This window comes from Microbacterium sp. 05T445, from assembly GCF_056395865.1.
Map to the genome: position 1 here is coordinate 1 of NZ_JBFTKJ010000001.1, position 25,372 is coordinate 25,372.

Sequence of the window (25,372 nt, forward strand, 5' to 3'; positions counted from 1 at the left end):
AAAAACGAATATCAAACTGACATCCATGAATTGATCCAAAAAAGACCCCCACCAACCAGCAAAACTGGTCGACAGAGAAATAAATTTGGCATTTGACAAGTGCACGCTGTTGAGTTCTCAAAGATCGGACGCACCCGCAGTCAGGCCTCCCAGCCATCCCCGCAGGGCAACTTCTCTATCTTACACATCCCGCAGCGCCTGTCAAATCGCGGTTTCTCGAGGCACAAGGCCTCACCACGCTCCGACCAGCACAGCAAGAGTGGAAGACACCCATCCTAGGCCGAAACCGGCCGACCCGCCAGAAGCGGATCAGATGGGGTGGTCCGCTGCTTGAGGGGAGCCAGGCCTTCCGGCCTTCCGCTCTACCCTTTGGGGCGAACAACAAGAACGTTACGCGGCCTCGCCGCGACCGTCGAATCCGCGCTGCTCCCCGGGCGTGTCGCAATGCCACGGCCCCGGAAACACGCGGGTTCACCGCTCCATGCCCGCGCTAGCGTTGAAGGCATGACCGATGAACGATGGGTATGGGGCGTCGGCCTCGCGACGATCGCCGAAGACGGGACCGTGCTCGACACGTGGTTCCCCTCCCCCGCAGCCGGGCGCCTCCCGCTCGGGTTCGATCCGCAGATGCCGCCGGACGAGCTGGACCGGCTCGCTGTAGAAGACCCGCGCCGCGCGGTCACCGTGGAGGTGGTGGCCCTCGAGGCCGACCTCGATGCGGCGCCGTCCTCCACCTCGGACGCGTATCTGCGCCTTCACGCGCTCTCGCACCTGCTGGCCCGCCCGAACGAGGTGAACCTCGACGGCGTCTTCGGCCATCTCCCCAACGTCGCGTGGACGAACGCGGGCCCGATGCACCCCGATGCGCTCACGCGTCTGCGCCCGTTCCTCATGCGGGACGGCATCCAGGTGCAGGGTCTGGACAAGTTCCCCCGCCTGCTCGACTACGTCACGCCCCCGGGAGTCCGCATCGCGGATGCCTCGCGCGTCCGCCTCGGCGCCTACCTGTCGCCCGGCACCACCGTCATGCACGAGGGCTTCGTGAACTTCAACGCCGGCACGCTCGGCCAGAGCATGGTCGAAGGTCGCATCTCGCAGGGCGTCGTCGTCGGCGACGGCAGCGACATCGGCGGCGGGGCCTCGATCATGGGCACGCTCTCCGGCGGCGGTGCGCACAAGGTCGCCATCGGCGCACGCACGCTCCTCGGTGCGAACGCCGGCATCGGGATCTCACTGGGCGACGACTGCGTCGTCGAAGCGGGCCTGTATGTGACCGCCGGCACGAAGGTCGTCCTGGCGGACGAGCCGAGAAGGGCCGATGGGTCGCTCCCGACGGCGAAGGGTGCCGAGCTCTCCGGCCGCGACGGGCTGCTGTTCCGCCGCAACTCGCTGACCGGGGCGGTGGAGGCGGTGCGTCGGGCAGGCGTCGGCGTCACGCTCAACGAGGCGCTGCACGCCTGACCCGGAACGGATCGAGACCGCCCGCGCCGAGCGCGGGCGGTCTCTCGTCTGTGCGGGCAGCGCTCCGGTTCAGCGTCGGATCGCGTTGATCGCGAGGTTGAGCACGCGCTCGCGCTGCGCGTCGTCGTCGAAGGAGGCGACGGCGGCGACTCCCGACACGAGCTTGACGACGTCGCCGATCGTCACCTCGGGGTCGACATCGCCGGCTGCCTGCGCCCGCGCGAGCAGCGGCTCCCCGGCGGAGAGCATGATGCTGCGACACTCGGTGAGCACCGGCGAGCGCCGGTTCAGCCCGTCGAGCAGCGCGTGCTTGGTGCCCACGTAGGTCACGAACCGGTCGAGCCAGGCGCGCAGGGCGTCCCACGGCTCGAGATCGGAGACCTCGTCGGCGGCGCGCGCGAGCGCGTCGACCTCGCCGAGATACAACGTCTCGATCAGGTCGTCGCGCGTCGGGAAATTGCGGTAGAGCGTCCCGATCCCGACGCCGGCACGACGGGCGATGTCTTCGAGGGATGCCGCGGACCCATCCTCCGCGAACGCCTCACGCCCGGCGGCCACCAGCGCGTCGAAGTTGCGTGCGGCATCCGCTCGCTGCGGACGACGTGCGTCCAATGCGGACCCTCGCTCGACGAGCGACATGACGCCGACCTCCCGGTTCGTCCTGATCGCCGCCGGATCAGGCGACGTGAAGAAAGCGGTTGCGAAGCGGAGGCATCCTCCGCTAATCTCAAACCGGAGGCACCCTCCGTTCGGAGACCACCTCTCACTTTACCCCGCATTCACCGGATCCGCACGCTTCGGAAGGCCCGTCGATGCCCACTGTCCCCTTCACCCCTCGCGCCGCGTTCACCGCGATCGCCCTGAGCGTCGCCTCGCTGGCGCTGCTGCAGAATCTCGTCATACCCGTCATCCCCCTCATCGCCTCGGACTTCGGCGTCACCGCGGATGCGGCATCCTGGACCATCACCGCATGGCTCATCGCCGCAGCCGTCGCCACTCCCCTCCTCGGCCGCATCGGCGACCTGCGGGGACGCCGCAACACCTTCCTCGCCGTGCTCGGGGTCGTCGCCATCGGCGACATCATCGCGTCGGTGGCCCCGAACCTCGAGGTGCTGATCCTCGCGCGGGTGCTGCAGGGCGTCGGCGGTGCGCTGTTCCCACTGGCGTTCGGGCTGCTGCGCGACGTCATGCCGCGCCACCAGCTCACCGGCGCCATCGGCGCGACCAGCGCCATCATCGCCATCGGCGGCGCCGCGGGCAGTGTGCTTGCCGGCCCCCTGGCCGAACTGCTCGGCTGGCACGGCATCTTCGCGGTGCCCTTCGTCGCCGCGGTCGCCGGCATCGCGCTGACCGCGATCCTCGTGCCGCCGGCCGGTCTGCGCGCCACCGGTCGCGTCAACGTCGTCTCGGCCGTGCTGCTGTCAGGCTGGCTGATCGCGCTGCTCGTCCCGCTGAGCTCCGGGGCCCGCTGGGGCTGGACCTCGCCGCTCACGCTCGGCCTGTTCGCGGTCGCCGCGGTGCTCATCGCCCTGTGGGTCGTCGCCGAGCTGCGCTCGCCCGACCCGCTGGTGGACCTCCGCCTCATGGCCGGCCGTGCGATCTGGCCGGTCAACGCGGCCGCACTGCTCATCGGCGCCGCGGCCTTCGGGTTCTGGGGGTACCTGCCGCAGTTCCTCGAGACGCCGGTGAACTCGGGCTGGGGTCTCGGGTTGGACGTGCGGGCGGCGGGCCTCGCGCTGCTGCCGCTGCTGATCGGCATGTCCAGCGTGGGCTTCGCCACCGGCGCCATCGCGCGCGTCATCCCGCTGCGGCTCATGATGGCCCTCGGTGCGCTGTTCATGGCGGGCGGCGTCGTCTTCGCGGTGTTCGACCACGAGACGCTCGTCACCCTCGCCATCGCGGGCGGCCTGTTCGGACTCGGCATCGGCCTGGCCTACGCCTCGGCGGCGAGCATCATCGTCGAGAGCGTGCCGGCCGACCGCACCGGCATCGCGACGGGCGTCAACGCCAACCTCCGCACGATCGGGTCGGCGATCGGCTCGGCCTTCACGACGGCGATCGTGTTCGGCTCGGTCGCCCCCGGCGACACGCCTGCCCTCGACGGCTACACGGTCGCCTGGCTGACCCTCGCCGCCGCCGCGGTCGTGGCAGCGGTCATCGTGCTGGCCGTGCGACCGCGTCGTGGACCCGATGCCGATTCCGCGGCGCCGTCCGATGCCTCCGACGAATCGGCGGCACTGGCCGAAGTGGCCTGACACGACGGACTCCCCCGCACGACGACGGATGCCGCGCCCCACTCGGGGGCGCGGCATCCGTCATTGCGATGTCAGGACAGGCCGGGGTACGTGCGCTCGGCGGCGCCGACGTACAGCTGCTGCGGACGGCCGATCTTGGTCTGCGGGTCGCTCGCGGCCTCGCGCCACTGTGCGAGCCAGCCGGGCAGGCGCCCGATCGCGAACAGCACCGTGAACATGCGCGTGGGGAAGCCCATCGCCTTGTAGATCACGCCGGTGTAGAAGTCCACGTTCGGGTAGAGGCGGCGCTCCTGGAAGTACGAGTCGTTGAGCGCGATCTCCTCGAGCTCCTTGGCGAGGTCCAGGAGCGGGTCGCTGATGCCCAGCGCCGCCAGCACCTCGTCGGCCGACTCCTTGACGAGCTTCGCGCGCGGGTCGTAGTTCTTGTAGACGCGGTGGCCGAAGCCCATGAGCTTCACGCCGTCTTCCTTGTTCTTGACCCGCTCGACGAAGCGCTGCACGCTCTCGCCCGAGTCGCGGATGCGCGCCAGCATGTCGAGCACGGCCTCGTTCGCGCCGCCGTGCAGCGGCCCGTACAGCGCGTTGATGCCGGCCGAGATCGACGAGAACTGGTTGGCGCCGGTCGAGCCGACCAGGCGCACCGTCGAGGTGGACGCGTTCTGCTCGTGGTCCTCGTGGAGGATGAGCAGCCGCTCCAGCGCCCGCGACATGACCGGGTTGACGTCGTACACCTCGGAGAGGACCCCGAAGTTGAGCTTGAGGAAGTTGTCGACGAAGCTCAGCGAGTTGTCGGGGTACAGGAACGCCTGGCCGATGCTCTTCTTGTGCGCGTAGGCGGCGATGACCGGCAGCTTCGCGAGCATCCGGATCGTGTTCAGCTCGACATGCTCGGGGTTGTGGGGGTCGGACTGGTGCTCGTAGTACGTCGACAGTGCCGAGACCGCCGACGACAGCACCGACATCGGGTGCGCGGTGTGCGGCAGCGCCGAGAAGAACCGCTTGAGGTCCTCGTGCAGCAGCGTGTGGCGGCGGATCTTCTCGTCGAACTCGGCGAGCTGGTCGGCCGTGGGCAGTTCCCCGTAGATGAGCAGCCACGCCACCTCGAGGTACGTGCTGTTCTTCGCCAGCTGCTCGATCGGGTAGCCGCGGTAGCGGAGCACGCCCTGATCACCGTCGATGTAGGTGATCGCGGACTTCGTCGCCGCCGTGTTCACGAAACCGTAGTCGAGAGCCGTGTAGCCGGTCTGGCGGGTGAGGGTGGAGAAGTCCACGCTCGGGGCTCCGTCCGTACCCCGCAGCAGCGGGAACTCGGCGGTGCTGTCACCGATCGTGAGGGTGGCCTTCTCCTGCTGGGTGCCCGCTTCGCTCACGGCGCCTCCTCGCGATTTCTGGTCGTACCGGGGGTGTCGTCCAGTCCTCGGGCCGCACCGGGAGGTGACTGCCAAGGACGGAGGAACGGGACGGGGGATGCCGCGTCGCCGCGTTCATACAGCCTAGTCCGCTGTCGCGCCTACTGTTGACACGACCAAAGGGACGAGGCATCCGATGGAGGAAACCTCAGGATGCCACACGCAGTCGCTGAGCGGCCGCGGCGATGCGCTCGTCGGTCGCGGTGAGCGACAGCCGCACGTGCTGCGGGAAGTGCGTGCCGTAGAAGTGGCCGGGGCCGGCGAGGATCCCGAGGTCGGCGAGCCTGCCGATGCTCTCCCAGGCGTCGCGTCCCTCGGTGGCCCAGAGGTACAGCCCCGCCTCGCTCGCATCGATGCGGAAGCCCGCAGCCTCGACCGCGGGGCGGAGCACGTCGCGACGACGACGGTAGAGCTCCTTCTGGGCCGCGACATGGACGTCGTCCTCGAGCGCGGCGGCCATCGCGGCCTGCACCGGGAGCGGGAGCATCAGGCCGAGGTGCTTGCGCGCCGTCAGCAGGCGCGCGACGACCGCGGCGTCGCCCGCGAGGAAGGCCGCGCGATACCCGGCGAGGTTCGACTGCTTGCTGAGCGAGTACACCGACAGGATGCCGCGCACGTCGCCGCCGGTCACCTGGGGATCGAGCGCAGACGGGACGGGCTCGGCATCCCACGGCGCATCCCAGCCGAGCTCGGCATAGCACTCGTCGGAGGCGAGCACGGCTCCCAGCTCGCGGGCGCGGCGCACCGCGGCGCGGAGGGCGTCGACGTCGAGCACTCGGCCGTCCGGGTTGCCGGGAGAGTTCACCCACACCAGGCGGGTGCCCTCGGGCCACGCGGCCGGATCGTCGGCGGCCACCGGCGTGGCCCCGACCAGGCGCGCCCCCACTTCGTACGTGGGATACGCGGCGCGCGGATGCACGACGATGTCGCCGGGGCCGAGGCCCAGCAGCAGCGGGAGCAGCGCGACCAGCTCCTTCGACCCGACGGTGGGAAGCACGTTCTCGGGCGTCAGGCCGGGGACACCACGGCGCCGCTCGTACCACCGCACGATCGCGTCGCGCAGCGCCGGCGTGCCGACGGTCTGCGGGTATGCGTGGGCGTCGGTCGCGGCACGCAGCGCATCGGCCACGACGGCGGGGGTGGCGTCGACCGGCGAGCCGATCGAGAGGTCGACGATCCCGTCCGGGTGGGAGCGGGCGCGAGCGGCGTACGGCGCGACGGAGTCCCAGGGGTAGTCGGCGAGGTCGGCGACCCCCACGTCAGTGTTCCTGCGGCGGAAGCGCCTCGATGATCGGGTGGTCCTTGTGGATCACGCCGACCTTGGCGGCGCCGCCGGGCGAGCCGATGTCGTCGAAGAACTCGACGTTGGCCTTGTAGTAGTCCTGCCACTCGTCGGGCAGGTCGTCTTCGTAGTAGATCGCCTCGACCGGGCACACCGGTTCGCAGGCGCCGCAGTCCACGCACTCGTCGGGGTGGATGTACAGCGACCGGTCGCCCTCGTAGATGCAGTCCACGGGACACTCGTCGATGCAGGCGCGGTCCTTGACGTCCACGCAGGGAAGGGCGATCACGTACGTCACGGCATCAGTCTAGCCGCGGCATCCCCAGCGCATCCGCCTCGGGGCGATCAGCCCGCGTGGTCGGTGAGATCAGCGCGATCGGAGGCCGCCTGCGCGTGCGGACGCGTCTCGGGCCACGCGATGACGACCACCGACACCAGCGGCACGAGGATCGTCCACAGCAAGCCCGAGTTGAACTGGCCCTCCGGCGCCTGCGGCACGACGACCGAGCCGCCGGGGCCGGCACCCGAGAAGACCAGGGTGGCGAGCATCAGTCCGATCGCGGTCGCGAGCGTCGCCCAGCGGTCCGAGGTGAGCAGGCGCACCGCGAGCAGCAGCGCGGTCACACCGATGAGCGCGAGCGCCAGCCCGAGCGGGAACCACCCGAGCATGTAGGCCTGGGCGACCGTTCCCGCGACGCCGTAGAACACGCCGACGACGAACGCCACCACCCAGGCGCCGAGGCGCGACCACGAGAACGTCACCGCCCAAGTCTAGGTCCGTGGCGCCGGCGCCGTCAGCGCGTCAGGCCGCCCAGCCCCACAGCCGCAGCAGCGCCGCGACGACCGCGGCCGCCACCACCACCACGAGGAAGGGCGCTCTGAGCAGCAGCAGCCCGGCGGCGACCAGCACCGCGGGCACGCGCGCGTCGACGACGATCGCCTGCCCGGCGCCCAGCGTCTGGACGGCGACGAGCGCGGCCAGGAGCGCGACGGTGAGGAGGTCGGCGATCCGCATCGGCCGGGGCGCCTCGACCCACTTCGGCGGGATGAGGTAGCCGACGGTCTTGAGGGCGACGCAGACGATGGATGCCACGAGCACCGCGGTCCACATGGTCACGGCAGTCCCTCCCTCTCGGCGACGTCGTCCGGCTCGGCGGCATCCGCGGGCTCGTCCCTGCCGAGCCAGTTCGTCCACCCCACGATGACGGCCACGGCGGCGGCGATGATGACCGGCAGCCCCGGCATCAGCACGGGCGTGAGCACCGTCGCCACGACGGCCGCCGCGACACCGACGACGATCGGCTGCCGCGCGCGCAGCCGCGGCCACAGCAGGGCGAGGAACGCGGCCGCCGCGGCGGCATCCAGTCCATAGGCGCGCGGGTCGCCGAGGACGTCGCCGAGCAGCGCACCCGCGAGGGTCGACAGGTTCCAGCCCACGTAGATGCCGATGCCGGTCACCCAGAACCCCAGCGTGCGTGCGCGCTGCGTGCGCTGAGCGAGCGACACGGCCGTGGACTCGTCGATCGTGAACTGGGCCGCGGCGGCGCGGCGCCAGAATCCTGCGCCGATAACCGGGGACATCCGGATGCCGTACGCCACGTTGCGCACGCCCAGCAGCGCCGCCGATGCGATCGCCGCGGGGACGGCCGCCAGGCCCCCGGCGCCGACGATCCCGGCGAACGCGAACTGCGACCCACCGGTGAACATGACCAGGCTCAGGATGCAGGTCTGCCAGACGTCCAGTCCCGACGCGACCGCCAGCGCGCCGAACGAGATGCCGTACGCGCTGGTGGCCAGGGCGACGCCGAGGCCCTCGCGCACCGCCCGCTTCGCCTCGCCGGCGCTGTGCACGTCGTCGAAGTGGGGGTCGAGGCTCACCCGGTCATGCTATCCGCGTGCCGGGATCCGCTGCCCGGTCCAGCCGGCACACGGTGGAACGACGGATGCCGCGACCCGCACTCCCCTCGGAGGCGCCGGGTCGCGGCATCCATGTCACTGCTTACGCGTTGGCGTCCTGGCGCTTCAGGCGCGAGGCGGCGCGGCCGCGCTCGGTGGCGTCGAGGACGACCTTGCGGATGCGCACCTTCTCGGGCGTCACCTCGACGCATTCGTCGTCGCGCGCGAACTCCAGGCTCTCTTCGAGCGAGAGCAGGCGCGGCGGGGTCATCGACTCGAACGCGTCCGCGGTCGAGGACCGCATGTTCGTGAGCTTCTTCTCCTTGGTGATGTTCACGTCCATGTCGTCGGCACGCGAGTTCTCGCCGACGACCATGCCCTCGTACACCTCTTCGGTCGGCTGCACGAAGAAGCTCATGCGCTCCTGCAGCGCGATCATCGCGAAGGGGGTCACGACGCCGGCACGGTCGGCCACGATCGAGCCGTTCTGACGGGCGACGATGTGCCCCGCCCAGTCGTCGTAGCCGTGGGAGATCGCGTTCGCGATGCCCGTGCCGCGCGTCATCGAGAGGAACTCGGTGCGGAAGCCGATGAGGCCGCGCGAGGGCACGATGAACTCCATGCGCACCCAGCCGGTGCCGTGGTTGACCATCGTCTCCATGCGGCCCTTGCGGGACGCCATCAGCTGGGTGATCGCGCCGAGGTACTCCTCGGGGGCGTCGATCGTGAGGTGCTCGAACGGCTCCTTGACCTTGCCGTCCTCACCCTTCTTGGTGACCACCTGCGGCTTGCCGACGGTCAGCTCGAAGCCCTCGCGGCGCATGTTCTCGACGAGGATCGCGAGGGCGAGCTCACCTCGGCCCTGCACCTCCCACGCGTCGGGGCGGCCGATGTCGACGACCTTGAGCGACACGTTGCCGATCAGCTCGCGGTCGAGGCGGTCCTTCACCATGCGCGCGGTGACCTTGTGCCCCTTGACCTTGCCGACCAGGGGCGAGGTGTTGGTGCCGATCGTCATCGAGATCGCGGGGTCGTCGACGTGGATCGCCGGCAGCGGGCGGACGTCCTCGGGGTCGGCGATCGTCTCGCCGATCGTGATCTCCTCGATACCGGCGATGGCGACGATGTCGCCCGGGCCGGCCTCCTCGGCGGGGTACCGCTCGAGCGCACGGGTCTTCAGGAGCTCGGTGATGCGGGCGTTGGAGTGCGAGCCGTCGTGACGCACCCACGCGACGGTCTGACCCTTCTTGAGCGTGCCGTTGAAGACGCGCAGCAGCGCGAGGCGGCCGAGGAACGGGCTCGAGTCGAGGTTGGTGACCCACGCCTGCAGCGGCGCGTCGTCGTCGTACGAGGGCGCCGGGACGTGCTCGAGGATCGCCTCGAACAGCGGCTCGAGGTCGGCGTTGTCGGGCAGTTCGCCGTTGGCGGGACGGGTGCGGGATGCCGCGCCCGCGCGGCCGGAGGCATACACGACGGGGACGTCGAGCAGGGCGTCGATGTCGAGGTCGGGGACGTCCTCGTGCAGGTCGGAGGCGAGACCGAGCAGCAGGTCGTGCGCCTCCTCCTCGACCTCGGCGATGCGGGCGTCGGGGCGATCGGTCTTGTTGACCAGGAGGATCACGGGGAGCTTGGCCTCGAGCGCCTTGCGCAGCACGAAGCGGGTCTGCGGCAGCGGGCCCTCGCTCGCGTCGACCAGCAGCACGACGCCGTCGACCATCGACAGACCGCGCTCGACCTCGCCGCCGAAGTCGGCGTGGCCCGGGGTGTCGATGACGTTGATCGTCACCGGCACGTCGGTGTGAAGGCCGTTGTACGTGATCGCCGTGTTCTTGGCGAGGATCGTGATGCCCTTCTCACGCTCGAGGTCGTTCGAGTCCATCGCGCGCTCTTCGACGTGCGCGTGCTCGCCGAACGAGCCGGTCTGACGGAGCATGGCATCGACGAGCGTCGTCTTGCCGTGGTCGACGTGGGCGACGATCGCCACGTTGCGGAGGTCCGGTCGAAGGGCGCGCGCCATGAGGGATCCTTGAAGATGAAAGGGGAATGCCGGAGTGCCGGCATTCCCCATTCTATCTGGCGCTTCTGTACGTCAGCTTGCGGTCCCCGCCTTGGTGCTCTCCAGCAGCGCGGCGCGCGCCTCGCGGCGGACCTTCTGCTCCTCGGGGTTGGGCACCGGCACGGCCGCGATGAGGCGCTGCGTGTACGGGTCCTTGGCGCCGCGGAGGATCTCGTCGCGGGTGCCGACCTCCACCAGCTTGCCGTGGTGCATCACCGCGATGCGGTGGGCGAGGATGTCGACGACCGCGAGGTCGTGGCTGATGAACAGGCAGGCGAACTGGAGCTGCTGCTGGAGTTCCTGCAGCAGGTCGAGGAAGCGGGCCTGCACCGACACGTCCAGTGCCGACGTCGGCTCGTCCGCCACCAGCAGCTCGGGCGCGAGCGCCAGGGCGCGGGCGATGCCGACGCGCTGACGCTGACCGCCCGAGAGCTCGTGCGGGAAGCGGTTGCGGTAAGACGACGGAAGCTCGACCTGGCTCAGGAGCTTCTCGACGCGGCGGTCGAGGTCCTTGCCCTTGGCCTCGCCGGCCAGCAGGATCGGCTCGCCGATCGACTGGCCGATCGGCATACGCGGGTTCAGCGACGAGGCCGGGTCCTGGAACACGATGCCCGTCTTGCGGCGGATCTCGCGCAGCGCCTTCGGCGTCGCCTGGGAGATGTCGGTGCCGACGGCCGTCAGCTTGCCCTCCGCGATCGGCAGCAGGCCGATCGCGGCGCGGCCGAGGGTCGTCTTGCCCGAACCCGACTCGCCCACGAGGCCGAGGATCTCGCCGGGCATGATCTTCAGGTCGATGTGCTCGGCCGCACGGAACGCGGGGATGCGTCCGCGCTTGGGGTACTCGATCGCCACGTCCTCGAACGACAGCACCGCCTTGCGCTCGTCGACGATCGCGTCGGCCGCTTCGCTCGCGCGCTCGCGGATCGCCGCGATGGCGGGGATCGTGGAGGTCTCGCTCTCGACCGCCTCCGGCGCATCGGCGGGAACGTCTTCGAGCACGCCGAGACCGAGGTGCGGCACCGACGCCAGCAGCTGCTGGGTGTACGCGTGCTGCGGGTTGTGGAAGATCTGGTCGACGTCGCCGGACTCGACGACGACGCCGTTCTTCATCACCATGATGCGGTCGGCCAGGTCGGCCACCACGCCCATGTCATGGGTGATGAGGATGATCGCCGAGTCGAGGCGCTTGTGCAGGTTGCGCAGCAGATCGAGGATCTCGGCCTGGACGGTCACGTCGAGCGCGGTCGTGGGCTCGTCGGCGATGAGCAGCAGCGGGTCGCACGAGATCGACTGCGCGATCATGGCGCGCTGACGCTGACCGCCGGAGAGCTGGTGCGGGTACTTGTGGAAGGACTGCTCCGGGTTGGGCATCTCCACCATGCGCAGCAGCTCGACCGCCTTGGCCCGCGCCACGCTCGGTGCCATCGCCCGATCGTGCGACCGCAGCGCCTCCATGATCTGGAACCCGATCGTGTAGACCGGGTTGAGCGCCGTCATCGGCTCCTGGAAGATCACGGCGATCTCGTTGCCGCGCAGCGACCTCAGCGTCGCGTCGTCGACGCCGCGCAGCTCACGGCCCAGCAGCTTGATCGAGCCGGTCACCCGCGAGTTCTCGGGCAGCAGGCCCAGGAGCGCCATCGAGCTCGTGCTCTTGCCCGAGCCCGACTCGCCGACGATGGCGAGGACCTCGCCGCGCCGGACCGCGTAGTTCATGTCGATGGCGGCGGGGTAGAACTCGCCCTCGACCCAGAAGTCCACGCCCAGGTTCTCGACCTGGAGGATCGTCTCGGGGAGGGTGTCGTGGGATGCCGCGGTGGCGGCGTCCAGACCCGTCGTGTCAGTCATTCGTGATGTCCCATCTGAGAAGCTTGACGTCATGTCGTTTCAAGAGGTCGTCTACCGGCCTGCATTCGGTCGAGTGCTGGCCGGCGCAACCGTGATCGTGTGCGCCGTCGGTGTCGTTGCGCTGGTCTGGCAGGATGCCGCGGCCGCGGCGCGCTACGCCTGGCCCATCCTGCTCGTGGCGGTGCTCGCGTGGGCGCTGTTCTGGCGACCGAGCCTCACCGTGGCCGAGCACGGCATCACCGTGGTGAACGTGCTGCGCACGTACTTCGTGCCGTGGCCGGCGATCGAGCAGATCGACACCCGCTACTCGCTGACCCTGTTCACCGTGCGCGGTCGCGTATCGGTGTGGGCGGCGCCCGCTCCCGGGCGCCACCGCCAGTTCGGCCTTGCGCGCAAGGACTTCGACGGTGTCGGCGAGTCGGCGCGCGGCGAGCACGGGAGCCTGCGCCCCGCGGACGCCCTGTCCACGCCCAGCGGCAACCTCGCGCAGCTCATCCGCGGGCGATGGGAGTCGCTGCAGCGCAGCGGCGCCTTCGCCCACGGAGTCGACCCGGAGGCGACCACCGCGACGTGGCACGTGGCCACGATCGCGGTGGTCTGCGCGCTGAGCGTCGCCACCGTGGTCGGTCTGCTCGTCTGACCGCATCTGCGCGTCAGCGCTCCGGATTGAGCGGATCGTGCTGCGCATCGCCGGGCTCTTCGGGCCGCGGGTCGTGGTAGTTCACCACGTCACCCGTGTACACCGCCGCCCCGGCGACCGTCACCGACGGCGCGTCAGGCTGACCGGCCGGGTCGACCGTCGACGAGAGCGCGGCAGCGGTCGCCGCCGTCATCGTCCCGCGGCCGGCACGAGCCATGGCCCGCTCGCTCGGCATCTTCTTCTGGCGCGGGTCGAACGCGTCGCGCAGACCGTCGCCGATGAAGTTGACGCACAGGGCGATCGCGATGATGAACAGGCCCGGCCACCAGAACAGCCACGGGCGCGTGGCGAACGCGGCCTGGTTGTCGGAGACGATCTTGCCCAGCGAGGTGTCGGGCGGCTGCACGCCGAAGCCGAGGTAGCTCAGCGCCGACTCGAGCAGGATCGCACCGGCCATCAGCAGCGTCGCGTTCACGACGATGACGCCGATGGCGTTGGGCAGGATGTGGCGGAAGATGATGCGGCGGTCGCGCGCTCCCGACACCCGTGCGGCGTCCACGAACTCGCGTTCGCGCAGGGTGAGGAATTCGCCGCGCACCAGTCGCGCCATGGTCGTCCATGCGAACAGGCCGATCACGACACCGAGCACCGAAGCGCCGAGGCTGCCGAAGGTCTGACCGAGCACCGCACCGATCACGATGAGCGGGATGGTGATGACGATGTCGGTGAAGCGCATCAGCACCGAGTCGGTGGCCTTGCCGTAGTAGCCGGCGGTGGCGCCGACGACGACGCCGATGGCCGTGGCCACGACGCCGGCGATGACCATCACCATGATCGACTGCTGCGCACCGCGCATCACGACCGCGAAGATGTCACGGCCCACTTCGTCCTGGCCGAACGGGTGCTGGCCGAACTGCAGCGGCCACAGGCTCATGGTCGGAGCGCCGTTGTTGACCTTGTCGGAGATGTCGGTCCACGAGTACTGCCACCAGCCGGGGATGCGAAGTCCCCAGAGGGTGACGCCGACCGACGTGAAGGCGAGCAGGACGATGAGGACGAGGACGACCCCCGAGATCATCGCGCCGCGGTGGCGGAAGAACCGCCGGCGGACGATCTGACCCTGACTGAGGCCCTCGGTCTCCTTCTGCTCGATGGAGATCTCTGCGACCGCGGCTGTCTCCGTGGTCTCGTTTTCCTGTGTGACAGTGGCGTTCATCTCAGCCCACCTTGATTCTCGGGTCGAGGGCCGCGTAGACGAGGTCCGCGATGAGGTTGAACACGACCGCCAGGGTCCCGGTGACGACGAAGAAGGCCATCACGGGATTCGGGTCGACATGACTGAGGCCGTCCACGAACAGCCGGCCCATTCCGGTCCAGCCGAACACGGTCTCGGTGATGACCGCGCCGCCGATGAGCGCGCCCACGTCGAAGGCGATGATCGTCGTGATCGGGATCAGGGCGTTGCGGAAGGCGTGGCGGACGACCACCGTGCGCTGGGTCAGACCCTTCGCGCGTGCGGTGCGGATGTAGTCCTGGTTCATCACCTCGAGCAGGCTCGCACGCGAGTACCGCGTGTAGCTCGCGAACGAGATCAGGATGATGGCGATGGTCGGCAGCAGCAGGTGCGTGTACAGGTCGAGGCCCTGCACCCAGAAGTTGCCGCCGAGGCCGGGGGTGGACGAACCCACCGTCGCGATCGGACGACCGCGGACACGGCTGGAGTTCGCGTACGCCTCCCAGTACGACATGTACTTGTTGAGCGCGATCAGCGCCGCCGACAGGAAGCCGACGATGGCCGTCGTACGCACCACCGGGGCGCGGTCGGGAGCGCCCATGAACCAGCCGATGGCGCCGCTGACGATGATCGACAGCGCGGCCAGGAGCAGGAAGAACCACATCGTCATGCCGTTGAGGATGTAGTTCGTCATCGGGTAGTACAGCGCGATGCCGATGACCGCCACGATGAGCGACGCGTACACGGCCTTGCGGTTGCGCAGACCGGCCGAGATGGCGGTCACGCCGACGGCGATGCCGATCACCAGGGCGCTGTAGACGACGATGCCGATCTCAGGGTCGGCGAACCACTTGGTCAGCGACAGGTAGGTCAGCACCGCGGCGGTGGCGACGGTGCCGATGCCGAAGACGATCAGCCGGCGCTTCCATTTGCCGCCGAGCAGCGACATCCAGATGAGGCCGGCGACCAGTGAGATGCCGATGATCGCTGGAACGGATATGACGGGGTCGCTCAGCCAGTTGTTCATCTGGATGGCGCCGTACTGCTTGAGCAGCACCGCGACCCAGAAGATCGGGAGCGAGAAGAAGAGGAACGCCATCAGCGTCACGCCGTAGTCGAAACCGGTGTACTGGCGCAGGGCCGACACGATGCCGACGGTGATGCCGAGCACGATCGCGACGACCGTGGCGGTGGTGACCAGCGTCAGCGTCGACGTGATCGCGTTCGCCAGGAGCGCGTTGACCGGCTGGTTCTGGACGGAGACGCCCAGGTCGCCCCGGAACAGTCCGCCGAGCCACAGGAAGTAGCGCAGCGGTGCGGGGACATCGAGGTGAAGGAGCTTGATGCGCGATTCCATCAGCTGCTCCTTGTTCGGAGCGCTGCTTTCGCGGAGGTCTTGCAGGGGGTCGCCCGCAAAAGACACGAGGATGTACATCAGGAAGGTCGCGGCGAAGAGTACGAATATCGACGCGACCAGTCGCCGGATGATGAATGAAGCCATGTTGTGGCCGCCTGCCTATCGGTGACGGCGATGGCGGTCGCGGCTGTGCAGCCGCACGCGCCATCGCTGGGAGAAGTCTAACGCGTGGGGTGCAGGCCCGAGGACCTGCACCCCACGTGTGCTCACTGCTGAGCGGACTCAGTGTGAACGGTAAGGATTACTTCTCCGTGGCACCGGAGTCAGTGACCTCCCAGTCCCACGCGTTCCAGAAGATGGTCGGCGCAAGGATCGAGGGGTCGATGTTCGTCACGCGGTCGCTGTACGCGGTCACGCTCGGGAACTGGAAGATGGTGACTCCGTAGAAGTCGTTCCACAGGATCTTGTCGGCCTCCTGCTTGATCTCCATCTGCTTCTCAGCGTCGAACTCCGAGGAGATCTCAGCCGAGAGCTTGTTGATGTCCTCGTTGTTGTAGAAGTTGAGGTTGTTGATGCCGCCGTCCTTGAAGATGGCGGTCCAGTCGGTCACCGACAGGCTCGTCGACTGCCAGCCGAAGAACACCGCGTCGTAGGCGCCGGGCGTGCCCAGCAGACCGCTCCACTTGTCCGAACCGCAGTCGGTGACGTTGAAGCCGGCCTGAGCGGCCGAAGCCTGGATCAGGGCGAACTCGTTGACACGGCGCGGGTTGTTGGTCGCGTAGAGGACGCAGACGTCCTTGTTGGTGATGCCGGACTCGGCGAGGAGCTGCTTGGCGCCCTCGATGTCGACATCCGCGAACGCCTCGGAGCCGTTGTTGGCGACCGACTCGTCGTAGCCCTCGGCGCCCGGGACGAAGATCTGCGACGAACGGAGCAGAGCGTCGTCGCCGACGATCGGCTTGATCAGCTTGTCGAGGATCTCCTGGCGGGGAACCGTCTTGAGGAACGCCTCACGGACCTTCGGGTCCTTGAAGATGTTCTCCGGGTTCTTGCCCTGGTCGAACTGCAGGTCGAGGTGCTCGTACGTGCCCTCGACGCCGGTGTCCACCGTCACGCCGTCGATCGCGTCGACAGCGGTCTTGAGGTCCGCGGTCGCCTGCGGCGAGATGATGTCGACCTCACCGTTGGCCAGTGCCTGCGACGCCGCGAGCGGGTCGGAGATGAACCGGACGGTGATCTCCTCGATGTGCGGGGCGTTCTCGCCCTTGTACTCGGGGTTCGCCTTCAGGGTGATGTACTGGTCGGCGACGAAGTCGCTGATCTGGTACGGGCCGCTCGCGGTGACGAGCTTGGCGTCATCGGGCATCTCGGTGAAGTTGAAGCCCGCGTTCCAGAACGCCGACAGCTTCGCGAGCGAAGCGTCGTCCTTGTCCTGGATCGCCTTGATGATGGCGTCCTTGGCTTCCTTCGGGTCGTCGATGCCGAGCGCCTCTTCACCGATCACGTGAGCCGGCAGCGGCGACGCGAACGAGAGCTCCCAGTCGACGTACGGCTTCGAGTAGACCAGCGTGATCGACTTGCCGTCGTCGCTGATCTCGGGGGTGTCGTGCACCAGACCGAACTGAGCGTCCGGGGTCGCGCCCGAGTCGAAGAACACGACGTCCTTCGGGAACGCGTCCGTGAACTCGCCCGTCTCCTGGTCGGTGTACTCGGTCGGGTCGAAGTCAGGCGTGTCGAGGGCGCGCGACAGTGCGGCCCAGTTCAGCATGAGGTCGGCCGCGTCGACGTCGGTGCCGTCGGACCACTTGACGCCGTCGGCGATCGTGTACTTGATCGTCAGCGGGTCGTCGGAGACCTTCTCGTACGAACCGAAGGAGGTGTTCTTCACCAGCTCCGGCGTGTTGTTGTAGTAGTTGAAGCCGTCGAGGACGAGGTAGTTGATGTTGTTGTTCGCCGTGGCGTTGCCGTAGGACGTGTTGCCGTTCATCGAGTAGAACGCCTGGTTCCACGCAGCGGTGATCGACGAGCCCTCGACGAGACCGGAGTCGTCGCCCGAGTTGTCGCCGCCACCGGCGGCGCAGCCCGAGATCGCCAGTGCGCCGACTGCGGCGAGTGCCACCGCAGCCGAGATGCGCTTCATTCTCACTGTTCCTCCTGTGCAGGGTAGTGCGCGCGCGTCAGACCTGGGCCAGACGGGCGCGCGGATGGGAAAACGATAAGTGTCCCTCGTGAGATGGTCAAAACGATCGGCCAAAACGTTACAGAGCCTTAACTCAATCGACGCGGAGTGTGACAATCTGACAAGATGACCGCCTCGACCCCTCCCCCAGGCAGGAGGGAATCCACTACGCTCCCGCCGCTCGCGCCGTACGAGCGCAAGCGAATGACCTGGGAGGTCTGGATCGTCCTGGCCGTCACGGTCGGACAGTCCGCGCTGTACTCCGTGCTGTCGCTGGTGCGCAAGCTCCTGGCGCCCGTTCCGCTGGGCTCGCAGCAGACGCAGGTGAACCCGTCGCGCGACGCGCAGGCGGTGTGGGATGTCGTCTACCAGCTGCTGGCCGTGTTCTTCGCGCTGGCCCTGGTGGCCCTCGTGGTGTACCTGCTGTGGGAGCCCGGAGGCAATGCGCTGCGGCGCATCGGGCTGGACTTCACCCGGTTCGGCGGCGACCTGGGGCGCGGCATCCTGCTCGCCGCCGTCATCGGCCTGCCGGGACTCGCGCTCTACGCGGTGGGGCGCATGCTCGGCATCACCGTGGCCGTCGTCGCCTCGCCGCTGGACGCGGCCTGGTGGACCGTGCCGCTCCTCGTCCTGTCGGCGCTGCGCGCGGGGCTCACCGAAGAGGTGATCTTCATCGCGTACCTGTTCGACCGCCTGCGACGACTGGGGTGGAACGACTGGTCCATCATCCTCACCGCCGCGGCGCTGCGCGGCGCGTACCACGCCTATCAGGGGATCGGCGCCATCGTCGGCAACGTGGTCATGGGCATCGTCTTCGGCTGGTGCTATCGCCGATGGGGGCGCGTGATGCCCCTGGTGATCGCGCACACGCTCCTCGACGTGGTCGCCTTCGTCGGCTACCCGCTCGCCGCGGCGCTCTGGCCTGGCGTCTTCGCGCCCATTCCGACGCCGACTCCCACCCCCACCCCCACGAACTGAAACGACGACGGGATGCCGGGGGCACCGGCATCCCGTCGTCGTCACGTCGTCAGGCGAAGGCCTCGATGGGCGGGCAGGCGCACACCAGGTGGCGGTCGCCGTAGGCCTGGTCGATGCGGCGCACCGGCGGCCAGTACTTCGTGCGGACGAGCGCGTGGACGGGGTACACGGCGGTCTCGCGCGAGTACGGATGCGTCCACTCGCCCGCGACGACGGACTCCGCCGTGTGCGGGGCGTTAGCCAGCGGGTTGTCGTCGGCGGGCCACTCCCCCGCCGCGACGCGGTCGGCCTCGGTCTTGATCGCGATCATGGCCTCGATGAATCGCTCGATCTCGCCGAGGTCCTCCGACTCCGTCGGCTCGACCATGAGCGTGCCCGCCACCGGGAACGACATCGTCGGGGCGTGGAAGCCGTAGTCGATGAGACGCTTGGCCACGTCGTCGACCGAGACGCCCGTCGCCTCCTTGAGGGGACGCAGGTCGAGGATGCACTCGTGCGCGACGAGGCCGTCCTCGCCGGTGTAGAGCACCGGGAAGTGGTCGCGCAGCCGGAAGGCGATGTAGTTCGCCGACAGCACCGCCGCCGCGGTCGCGTTGCGCAGGCCCTCGGCGCCCATCATGCGCACGTACGCCCACGAGATCGGCAGGATGCTCGCCGAGCCGTGCGGCGCGGCCGAGATCGGGCCGCCGTCGAACACGCCGCCGGCGTGGTCCTTGCGCTGCGCGAGCGGGTGGCTGGGCAGGTAGGGCGCGAGATGCGCCTTGGCCGCCACCGGGCCGACGCCCGGGCCGCCGCCGCCGTGCGGGATGGCGAACGTCTTGTGCAGGTTCAGGTGCGACACGTCGCCGCCCAGGTCGCCGAAGCGCGCGTAGCCCAGGAGCGCGTTGAGGTTCGCACCGTCCACGTACACCTGGCCGCCCGCGTCGTGCACCGCCTGCGTGATCTCGAGCACGTCGTGCTCGTACACGCCGTGCGTGGACGGGTACGTGATCATGAGGGCGGCGAGCTCGTCGGCGTTGTCGGCGATCTTCGCGCGAAGGTCGTCGAGGTCGACGTTGCCGGCGTCGTCGCATGCGACCACCACCACCCGCATGCCGGCCAGCACCGCCGAGGCTGCGTTCGTGCCGTGCGCGGACGACGGGATGAGGCACGCCGTGCGACCGAGGTCGCCGTTGGCGCGGTGGTAGCCGCGGATCGCCATGAGGCCGGCGAGCTCCCCCTGCGAGCCCGCGTTGGGCTGCAGCGACACGGCGTCGTACCCCGTGACCTCGGCCAGCCACACCTCGAGCTGCTCGATCATCGCGAGGTAGCCGCGGACGTCGTCCTCAGGCGCGAACGGGTGCACGCGCGAGAACTCGGGCCACGACACGGCCGCCATCTCGGTGGCCGCGTTGAGCTTCATCGTGCACGAGCCGAGCGGGATCATGCCGCGATCCAGTGCGTAGTCTCGGTCGGCGAGCTGCTTGAGGTAGCGCATCATCGCCGTCTCGGAGCGGTGGGAGTTGAACACCGGATGGGTGAGGAACTCCTCGGTGCGCCGGAGCCCGGACGGCACCGCGGCGAGAGGCTCGGCATCCGCGAACGGGATGGTGCGCTCGCCCTGCTCGCCTGCCCCGAGGAACTCGTCCTCGGGCAGCCCGAACGCCCACGCGACGGCGGCCAGGTCGGCCTCGGTGGTGGTCTCGTCGACCGAGACGCCGACCGTGGCGTCGTCCACCCACGCCAGCTGGTAGCCCAGCGAACGCGCCCGCTCGATCACGCGGCGCGCGGTGCCGGGCGTCGCGACCCGGATGGTGTCGAAGAACGACTCCGAGCGCAGCGACAGTCCGTACCCGCGCAGGCGGTCGGCGAGCGCCTCGGCCTTCTTCGCCACGTCGGTCGCGATCGCGCGGAGGCCCTCGGGACCGTGGTAGACCGCGTACATCGACGCCATGACGGCCAGCAGCACCTGCGACGTGCAGATGTTCGACGTGGCCTTCTCGCGGCGGATGTGCTGCTCGCGCGTCTGCAGCGCGAGGCGGTAGGCGGGGTGGCCGGCGGCATCCTGCGACACGCCGACCAGTCGGCCGGGCAGCTGACGCTCGAGACCCTGACGCACGGCCATGTAGCCGGCGTGGGGTCCGCCGAAGCCCAGCGGCACGCCGAAGCGCTGCGTCGTGCCCACGGCGACGTCGGCGCCGAACGAGCCGGGCGAGCGCAGCAGCGTGAGCGAGAGGATGTCGGCGGCGACAACGACGAGCGCGCCCGCGACGTGCGCGGCGTCGACCACACCGGACGGGTCCCACACGCGGCCCGAGGCGCCGGGGTACTGCACCAGCACACCGAATAGCTCGTCGGGCAGCGTCGCGCCGTGCGCGAGGTCGAGCTCGACGAGCTCGATGCCGACAGCGGCCGCGCGGTGCGCGAGCAGCGCCTTGGTCTGGGGCAGGGCGTCGACGTCGACGACGAACACGTTCGAGGTCGACTTCGAGCCGCGCCGGGCGACCAGCATGCCCTCGACGACGGCCGTCGACTCGTCGAGCATCGAGGCGTTCGCCGTCGCGAGCCCCGTGAGATCGGTCACCATCGTCTGGAAGTTGATGAGCGCCTCCAGGCGCCCCTGCGAGATCTCGGGCTGGTACGGCGTGTACGCGGTGTACCAGGACGGGTTCTCGAGCACGTTGCGCGCGATCACCGACGGCGTGAACGTGTCGGAGTAGCCCAGGCCGATCATCGGGCGCGCGACGCGGTTCTGCGACGCCAGCACGCGCAGCTCGGCCAGCGCCTCCGCCTCGGTGGCCGCGGGCGGGATGTCGCTCGTGGTGCGCGGCGCGGCATGGATGGATGCCGGCACCGCCGCCTCGACGAGCGCGTCGACGCTGTCGTAGCCGAGGGCGTCGAGCATCGTGCGCTGGGCGGCGGCATCTGTCCCGATGTGACGGTCGGCGAACAGACCCGTCATTCGGCGCCGCCCGTGAGCGAGACGTACGCGTCGCGGTCGAGGAGCTCTGCCACGGCGGCCGGGTCGACCGTGATCTTCACCAGCCAGCCGGCGCCGAACGGGTCGGCGTTGACGAGCGAGGGGTCGTCGACGACGGCCTCGTTGACGGCGACGACCTCACCGGTGAGCGGGGCGTAGAGCTCGCCGACGGACTTGGTGGACTCGATCTCGCCGACCACCGTCGCGGCCGTCACGGAGCTGCCGACGGCCGGGAGCTCGACGAACACGACGTCGCCGAGCTTGTCGGCGGCGTACTCGGTGATGCCCACCGTCGCGGTGTCGCCGTCCAGGGCGACCCACTCGTGCTCGGCGGTGTACTTGAGGGCGGTGAGGTCGGTCATTTGTTCCTCCGGTAGAAAGGCAGGGCGGTCACGGTCGCGGGGATGCGGGTCCCCCGCACGTCGATGAAGAGCTGGGCGCCGGGCTCGCTCGCGGCGGGCGAGACGAAGGCCATGGCGATGGGGTGTCCGAGCGTCGGGCTGAGGGCGCCGCTGGTGATCTCGCCGACGGGCTCGGTGGCGTCGGCGGCGTCGAACACCAGGTAGCCGGCACGACCGGCACGACGACCGTCGGAGACGAGGCCGACCAGCACCGGGGCGTCGGCGGACACCACGGCGGCAAGGCCCGACTTCCCGACGAACGCTGCCTTGTCGACCGCCACGACCCGGCCGAGGCCCGCCTGGGCGGGCACCATGTCGAGCGACAGCTCGTGGCCGTACAGCGGCATCCCCGCCTCCAGACGCAGCGTGTCGCGTGCCGCGAGGCCGGCCGGCACGAGGCCGAGGGGCTCGCCCGCGGCCAGCAGTGCGTCCCACAGGGCCGGTGCGGCCTCGTTGGGCACGAGCAGCTCGAAGCCGTCCTCGCCGGTGTAGCCGGTGCGCGCGACGAACAGCGGTGCGCCGTCGAAGGAACCCGAGGACCAGGCGTAGTAGCCGAGGTCGGCGAACGAGGGCGCCACGTCGGCGATCCCGGCCGTCGCCTCCACGATCGCGCGGGCCTGGGGGCCCTGCACCGCGATGAGCGACATCGCGTCGGTGCGGTCGTCGACCTCGACGGCGAACCCCTCGACGCGCTCGGCGAACGCCGCGGCGACGGCATCCCGGTTGCCGGCATTGGCGATCACGAGGAAGCGGTCCTGGGCGATGCGGTAGACGATGACGTCGTCGACGATGCCGCCCGACTCGGCGAGCACGAGCGAGTACTTCGCCTTGCCGTCGCGCATCGGCGAGATGGCGCCCGCCAGCGCGAAGTCGAGGAATGCGGCGGCGTCCTCGCCCTCGACGCCGAACTCGGCCATGTGCGAGATGTCGAACAGTCCCGCGGCCGTGCGCACCGCGTGGTGCTCGGCGAGGTCGGAGCTGTAGCGGACCGGCATGAGCCAGCCGCCGAAGTCGGTGAAGGATGCCCCGAGCGCCTCGTGGCGGTCGTGAAGAGCAGTCGTGCGGAGTTCGGTCATGAGTTCTCCCGGTCGCGGACGGGCAGACGTCGATCGACGTCTGTGAACTCCCCCTCTGTCATCGGCCTGAGAGTTTCACCGGGTGCTGCGGGCACCCGGTTTTCACCGTCGGCGGATCCCGAGCGCTGTGCACCGGAGATCACTTTCCAGAGTCGGCCTGCCCGAACGGTACGCGTACCTGAGAGATTGGCGGGGAGGCTTGCTCCTTCGGTGCTCGACGATCGCGCTGCCGAGGCTCTCCCGCCCGGGTCACGGGCCGATATTGACTTGCGCAGCCAGCATACCGGTCGGCGCGGTCAGCCGACGCAGGAGCCCGACGACACCGTGTCTGCCAGTGACGGCGCACGCGCGACGACGGGGGTGAGCTCGGCCATGGTCATGGCGTACCCGAGGTTCTCGTCGTCCTCGGCGCGCGCGAAGACGACCCCCGCGACGGCGCCGTCGGCGGTCAGCAGCGGTCCGCCCGAGTTGCCCGGGCGCACCTGCGTCTGCAGCGCGTAGATCTCGCGGGGGTTGAGCGACCTGTCGTACACGTCGGGGACGTTCGCGGTGCCCACCGACAGCACTCCGGCGGTCACCATCGTGAAGGGTCCGCCGAACGGATATCCCTGGACCACGGCGGCGTCGCCGGCGGCGAGCGTCGGCGAGAACGGCAGCGCCTTCGCGCCCAGGTCGTCGACGGCGATCACGGCGAGGTCGTCGACCGGGTCGAAGTAGACGATGCGCCCCTCCCGCGCCGCGACGCCGGGGAGCTCGACGATCGGCGTGTCGACGCCCGCGACGACGTGGGCGTTGGTGACGACGCGGTCGCGGGCGATGACGAATCCGCTCCCGGCCGATCCGCGGCCGCAGGCGTACGCGTTGCCCGACACGCGGGCCACGGATGCCGCGGCCCGCTCCAGATCCGGATCCCCCAGTTCGATCGGGGGCGCCTGCTCGGCGGTGCCGGGTCCGAGCAGGTCGCCGAGGCCCGGCAGCGCGTCGTCGAGCACGGCCCCGCGCAGCTGCGCGAGCGCGGCGGCCACCGGATCGGGCGTCGCCTGCTCGATGCCGCGGAGGATGAGGGAGGAGGAGACGGCGGGCGAGACGACCGGGATGCCGGCACCGGCGATGGCAGGCGCGACGAACGCGAGCGCCAGCACCGCCGCCAGCACCGAGGCGATGCCGCCGAGGAACCGCTCGACACCGCGGAGCTTGAGGCGGTCGGCGCCGGAACGCAGCGCGGCCCCGATCGCGGCGCCGACGGCGGCCCCGAGGAACAGCAGTCCGAGCGCCGTGATCAGCACCGCCGGCCCGCGCCACACCGCGGACGGCACCCACGAGCTCACGAGCGGGGTGAGCCAGAACGCGGCGAACGCGCCGGCTGCCAGCCCCGCGAACGTGCCGATGCTCGCGAAGAACCCGCGACGCACGCCCGCGATGCAGGCGCCGACGAGGATGAGGACGATGAGCGCGTCGACGACGATCATCCGCACCTCCGCATCCGCCCGACCGGTCTGGTCAGGCTACGCATCCTGGCTGTGAGGAGACCGCGACACCCCCGGGCCCGGCACGGTTCATGACGGACGCTGTTTGGCTTTTGGTCAGAGTGACACTATGATCGTTCCGACAGTTAGAGTCACTATGACCAGAACCGCTCCTGAACCCCGATCCTCCGCCGACGCGATCCGCGTGGCGGTGTCCACCGTGATCTTCACGCTGCGGCGACTGCAGGGCAGCGACGCCGTCCAGGTGGTGCTCCCGCTGGTGCGACGCACGCGCGATCCCCACGAGGGTCAGTGGGCGCTGCCCGGCGGGTGGCTGGACGCGACCGAGGGCTTGAACACCGCGGCATCCCGCACCCTCGCCGAGACGACCGGGCTGGCACCGAGCTATCTCGAGCAGCTCTACGCGTTCGGCGACGTGGACCGCTCCCCCACGCGCGTCGTGTCGATCGTGTACTGGGCGCTGCTGCGCGCCGACGAGATCACCGACGCCAGCGTCGAGAACGTGCAGTGGTTCGACGCCACCGCCCTGCCCCGGCTCGCGTTCGACCACAACGAGATCGTCGACTACGCGCTGTGGCGGCTGCGCAACAAGGTCGGCTACAGCCGCATCGCGCACGGGCTGCTGGCCGACGAGTTCACCCTCGCCGAGCTGCGCGAGGTGTACGAGGCGATCCTCGGCAAGCGCCTGGACCCTGCGAACTTCCGCCGCCAGGCGGAGAACTCCGGCACCCTCATCCCCACCGACCGCTTCCGCACCGGCAGCCACCGGCCGGCGCGGCTCTACCGCTACAACCAGGACGTGGAGCTCGCCGAACGCGGCCCGCTCAGCGCCCGTCACTGAACACCAGAACGAAAGC

Annotated in this window: 21 protein-coding genes and 2 riboswitches; of the genes, 5 read left to right on the forward strand and 16 right to left on the reverse strand. The window is 69.6% G+C overall.

Going from position 1 to position 25,372, the window contains the following annotated elements; genetic code table 11:
• Positions 1–504: 504 nt before the first annotated feature.
• Positions 505–1,461: a 2,3,4,5-tetrahydropyridine-2,6-dicarboxylate N-succinyltransferase gene (gene dapD, locus AC1DDU_RS00005; protein WP_477430583.1), complete on the forward strand. Its 957-nt coding sequence runs from the start codon at positions 505–507 to the stop codon at positions 1,459–1,461.
• Between the two features lie 69 nt (positions 1,462–1,530).
• Here the strand turns inward: dapD and AC1DDU_RS00010 are convergent, their stop codons facing one another.
• Positions 1,531–2,100: a TetR/AcrR family transcriptional regulator gene (locus AC1DDU_RS00010; protein ID WP_477430584.1), complete on the reverse strand. Its 570-nt coding sequence runs from the start codon at positions 2,098–2,100 to the stop codon at positions 1,531–1,533.
• A gap of 173 nt (positions 2,101–2,273) precedes the next feature.
• On the opposite strand from AC1DDU_RS00010, the gene AC1DDU_RS00015 reads away from it, so the two are divergent.
• A complete protein-coding gene (locus AC1DDU_RS00015) occupies positions 2,274–3,716 on the forward strand; it encodes an MFS transporter (RefSeq protein WP_477430585.1) in 1,443 nt (480 codons plus the stop codon).
• A 71-nt stretch (positions 3,717–3,787) separates the two neighbouring features.
• Here AC1DDU_RS00015 and AC1DDU_RS00020 read toward each other — a convergent pair whose 3' ends face one another.
• The 8 genes from AC1DDU_RS00020 to AC1DDU_RS00055 all read right to left on the reverse strand — a co-directional run bounded on the left by AC1DDU_RS00020 (position 3,788) and on the right by AC1DDU_RS00055 (position 12,204).
• Positions 3,788–5,086 carry a citrate synthase gene (locus AC1DDU_RS00020; RefSeq protein ID WP_477430586.1) on the reverse strand — a complete coding sequence of 433 codons (1,299 nt, stop codon included), beginning with the start codon at positions 5,084–5,086 and terminating at the stop codon, positions 3,788–3,790.
• Positions 5,087–5,273: 187 nt separating this feature from the next.
• Positions 5,274–6,383 (reverse strand): succinyldiaminopimelate transaminase, encoded by a 1,110-nt coding sequence (dapC, locus tag AC1DDU_RS00025; RefSeq protein WP_477430587.1) that lies wholly within the window; start codon positions 6,381–6,383, stop codon positions 5,274–5,276.
• Position 6,384: 1 nt separating this feature from the next.
• The gene (fdxA, locus tag AC1DDU_RS00030) at positions 6,385–6,705 is read right to left on the reverse strand and encodes a ferredoxin (RefSeq protein WP_018170155.1); all 321 of its coding nucleotides are present in this window, start codon (positions 6,703–6,705) and stop codon (positions 6,385–6,387) included.
• A 47-nt stretch (positions 6,706–6,752) separates the two neighbouring features.
• A complete protein-coding gene (locus tag AC1DDU_RS00035; RefSeq protein WP_477430588.1) occupies positions 6,753–7,169 on the reverse strand; it encodes a DUF6113 family protein in 417 nt (138 codons plus the stop codon).
• A 40-nt stretch (positions 7,170–7,209) separates the two neighbouring features.
• On the reverse strand, positions 7,210–7,524 hold the full coding sequence (locus AC1DDU_RS00040) for an AzlD domain-containing protein (protein WP_477430589.1): 315 nt from the start codon (positions 7,522–7,524) through the stop codon (positions 7,210–7,212).
• Positions 7,521–8,285, reverse strand: coding sequence for an AzlC family ABC transporter permease (locus AC1DDU_RS00045; protein WP_477430590.1), 765 nt, complete (start codon positions 8,283–8,285; stop codon positions 7,521–7,523). Before AC1DDU_RS00045 ends, AC1DDU_RS00040 begins: the two co-directional genes overlap by 4 nt.
• Before the next feature lie 121 nt (positions 8,286–8,406).
• On the reverse strand, positions 8,407–10,320 hold the full coding sequence (gene typA, locus AC1DDU_RS00050; RefSeq protein ID WP_477430591.1) for a translational GTPase TypA: 1,914 nt from the start codon (positions 10,318–10,320) through the stop codon (positions 8,407–8,409).
• Positions 10,321–10,392: 72 nt separating this feature from the next.
• Positions 10,393–12,204, reverse strand: a complete 1,812-nt coding sequence (locus AC1DDU_RS00055) for a dipeptide ABC transporter ATP-binding protein (protein ID WP_477430592.1) — start codon at positions 12,202–12,204, stop codon at positions 10,393–10,395.
• A gap of 31 nt (positions 12,205–12,235) precedes the next feature.
• On the opposite strand from AC1DDU_RS00055, the gene AC1DDU_RS00060 reads away from it, so the two are divergent.
• Positions 12,236–12,844, forward strand: coding sequence for a PH domain-containing protein (locus AC1DDU_RS00060; protein WP_477430593.1), 609 nt, complete (start codon positions 12,236–12,238; stop codon positions 12,842–12,844).
• 13 nt (positions 12,845–12,857) lie between these two features.
• On the opposite strand, the gene AC1DDU_RS00065 is transcribed toward AC1DDU_RS00060, so the two are convergent.
• From AC1DDU_RS00065 to AC1DDU_RS00075, 3 genes are all read right to left on the reverse strand, one after another.
• Positions 12,858–14,060 (reverse strand): ABC transporter permease, encoded by a 1,203-nt coding sequence (locus tag AC1DDU_RS00065; RefSeq protein ID WP_477430594.1) that lies wholly within the window; start codon positions 14,058–14,060, stop codon positions 12,858–12,860.
• A 1-nt stretch (position 14,061) separates the two neighbouring features.
• Positions 14,062–15,579 (reverse strand): ABC transporter permease, encoded by a 1,518-nt coding sequence (locus tag AC1DDU_RS00070; protein ID WP_477430595.1) that lies wholly within the window; start codon positions 15,577–15,579, stop codon positions 14,062–14,064.
• 157 nt (positions 15,580–15,736) lie between these two features.
• Complete coding sequence (locus AC1DDU_RS00075; RefSeq protein ID WP_477430596.1) at positions 15,737–17,575, reverse strand: ABC transporter family substrate-binding protein; 1,839 nt, start codon at positions 17,573–17,575, stop codon at positions 15,737–15,739.
• A gap of 243 nt (positions 17,576–17,818) precedes the next feature.
• On the opposite strand from AC1DDU_RS00075, the gene AC1DDU_RS00080 reads away from it, so the two are divergent.
• Positions 17,819–18,592 (forward strand): CPBP family intramembrane glutamic endopeptidase, encoded by a 774-nt coding sequence (locus AC1DDU_RS00080; RefSeq protein WP_477430597.1) that lies wholly within the window; start codon positions 17,819–17,821, stop codon positions 18,590–18,592.
• A gap of 49 nt (positions 18,593–18,641) precedes the next feature.
• On the opposite strand, the gene gcvP is transcribed toward AC1DDU_RS00080, so the two are convergent.
• The 4 genes from gcvP to AC1DDU_RS00100 all read right to left on the reverse strand — a co-directional run bounded on the left by gcvP (position 18,642) and on the right by AC1DDU_RS00100 (position 24,497).
• A complete protein-coding gene (gene gcvP, locus AC1DDU_RS00085) occupies positions 18,642–21,533 on the reverse strand; it encodes an aminomethyl-transferring glycine dehydrogenase (protein ID WP_477430598.1) in 2,892 nt (963 codons plus the stop codon).
• A complete protein-coding gene (gene gcvH / locus AC1DDU_RS00090; protein ID WP_477430599.1) occupies positions 21,530–21,913 on the reverse strand; it encodes a glycine cleavage system protein GcvH in 384 nt (127 codons plus the stop codon). The genes gcvP and gcvH overlap by 4 nt, the downstream gene beginning before the upstream one ends.
• A complete protein-coding gene (gcvT, locus tag AC1DDU_RS00095; protein WP_477430600.1) occupies positions 21,910–23,028 on the reverse strand; it encodes a glycine cleavage system aminomethyltransferase GcvT in 1,119 nt (372 codons plus the stop codon). The genes gcvH and gcvT overlap by 4 nt, the downstream gene beginning before the upstream one ends.
• A 48-nt stretch (positions 23,029–23,076) precedes the next feature.
• A riboswitch (glycine riboswitch) is annotated at positions 23,077–23,183 on the reverse strand.
• Between the two features lies 1 nt (position 23,184).
• Positions 23,185–23,281, reverse strand: a riboswitch (glycine riboswitch).
• A gap of 43 nt (positions 23,282–23,324) precedes the next feature.
• The gene (locus AC1DDU_RS00100) at positions 23,325–24,497 is read right to left on the reverse strand and encodes a MarP family serine protease (RefSeq protein ID WP_477430601.1); all 1,173 of its coding nucleotides are present in this window, start codon (positions 24,495–24,497) and stop codon (positions 23,325–23,327) included.
• Positions 24,498–24,651: 154 nt separating this feature from the next.
• On the opposite strand from AC1DDU_RS00100, the gene AC1DDU_RS00105 reads away from it, so the two are divergent.
• On the forward strand, positions 24,652–25,356 hold the full coding sequence (locus tag AC1DDU_RS00105) for an NUDIX hydrolase (protein WP_477430602.1): 705 nt from the start codon (positions 24,652–24,654) through the stop codon (positions 25,354–25,356).
• The last annotated feature ends 16 nt before the right edge of the window (positions 25,357–25,372 follow it).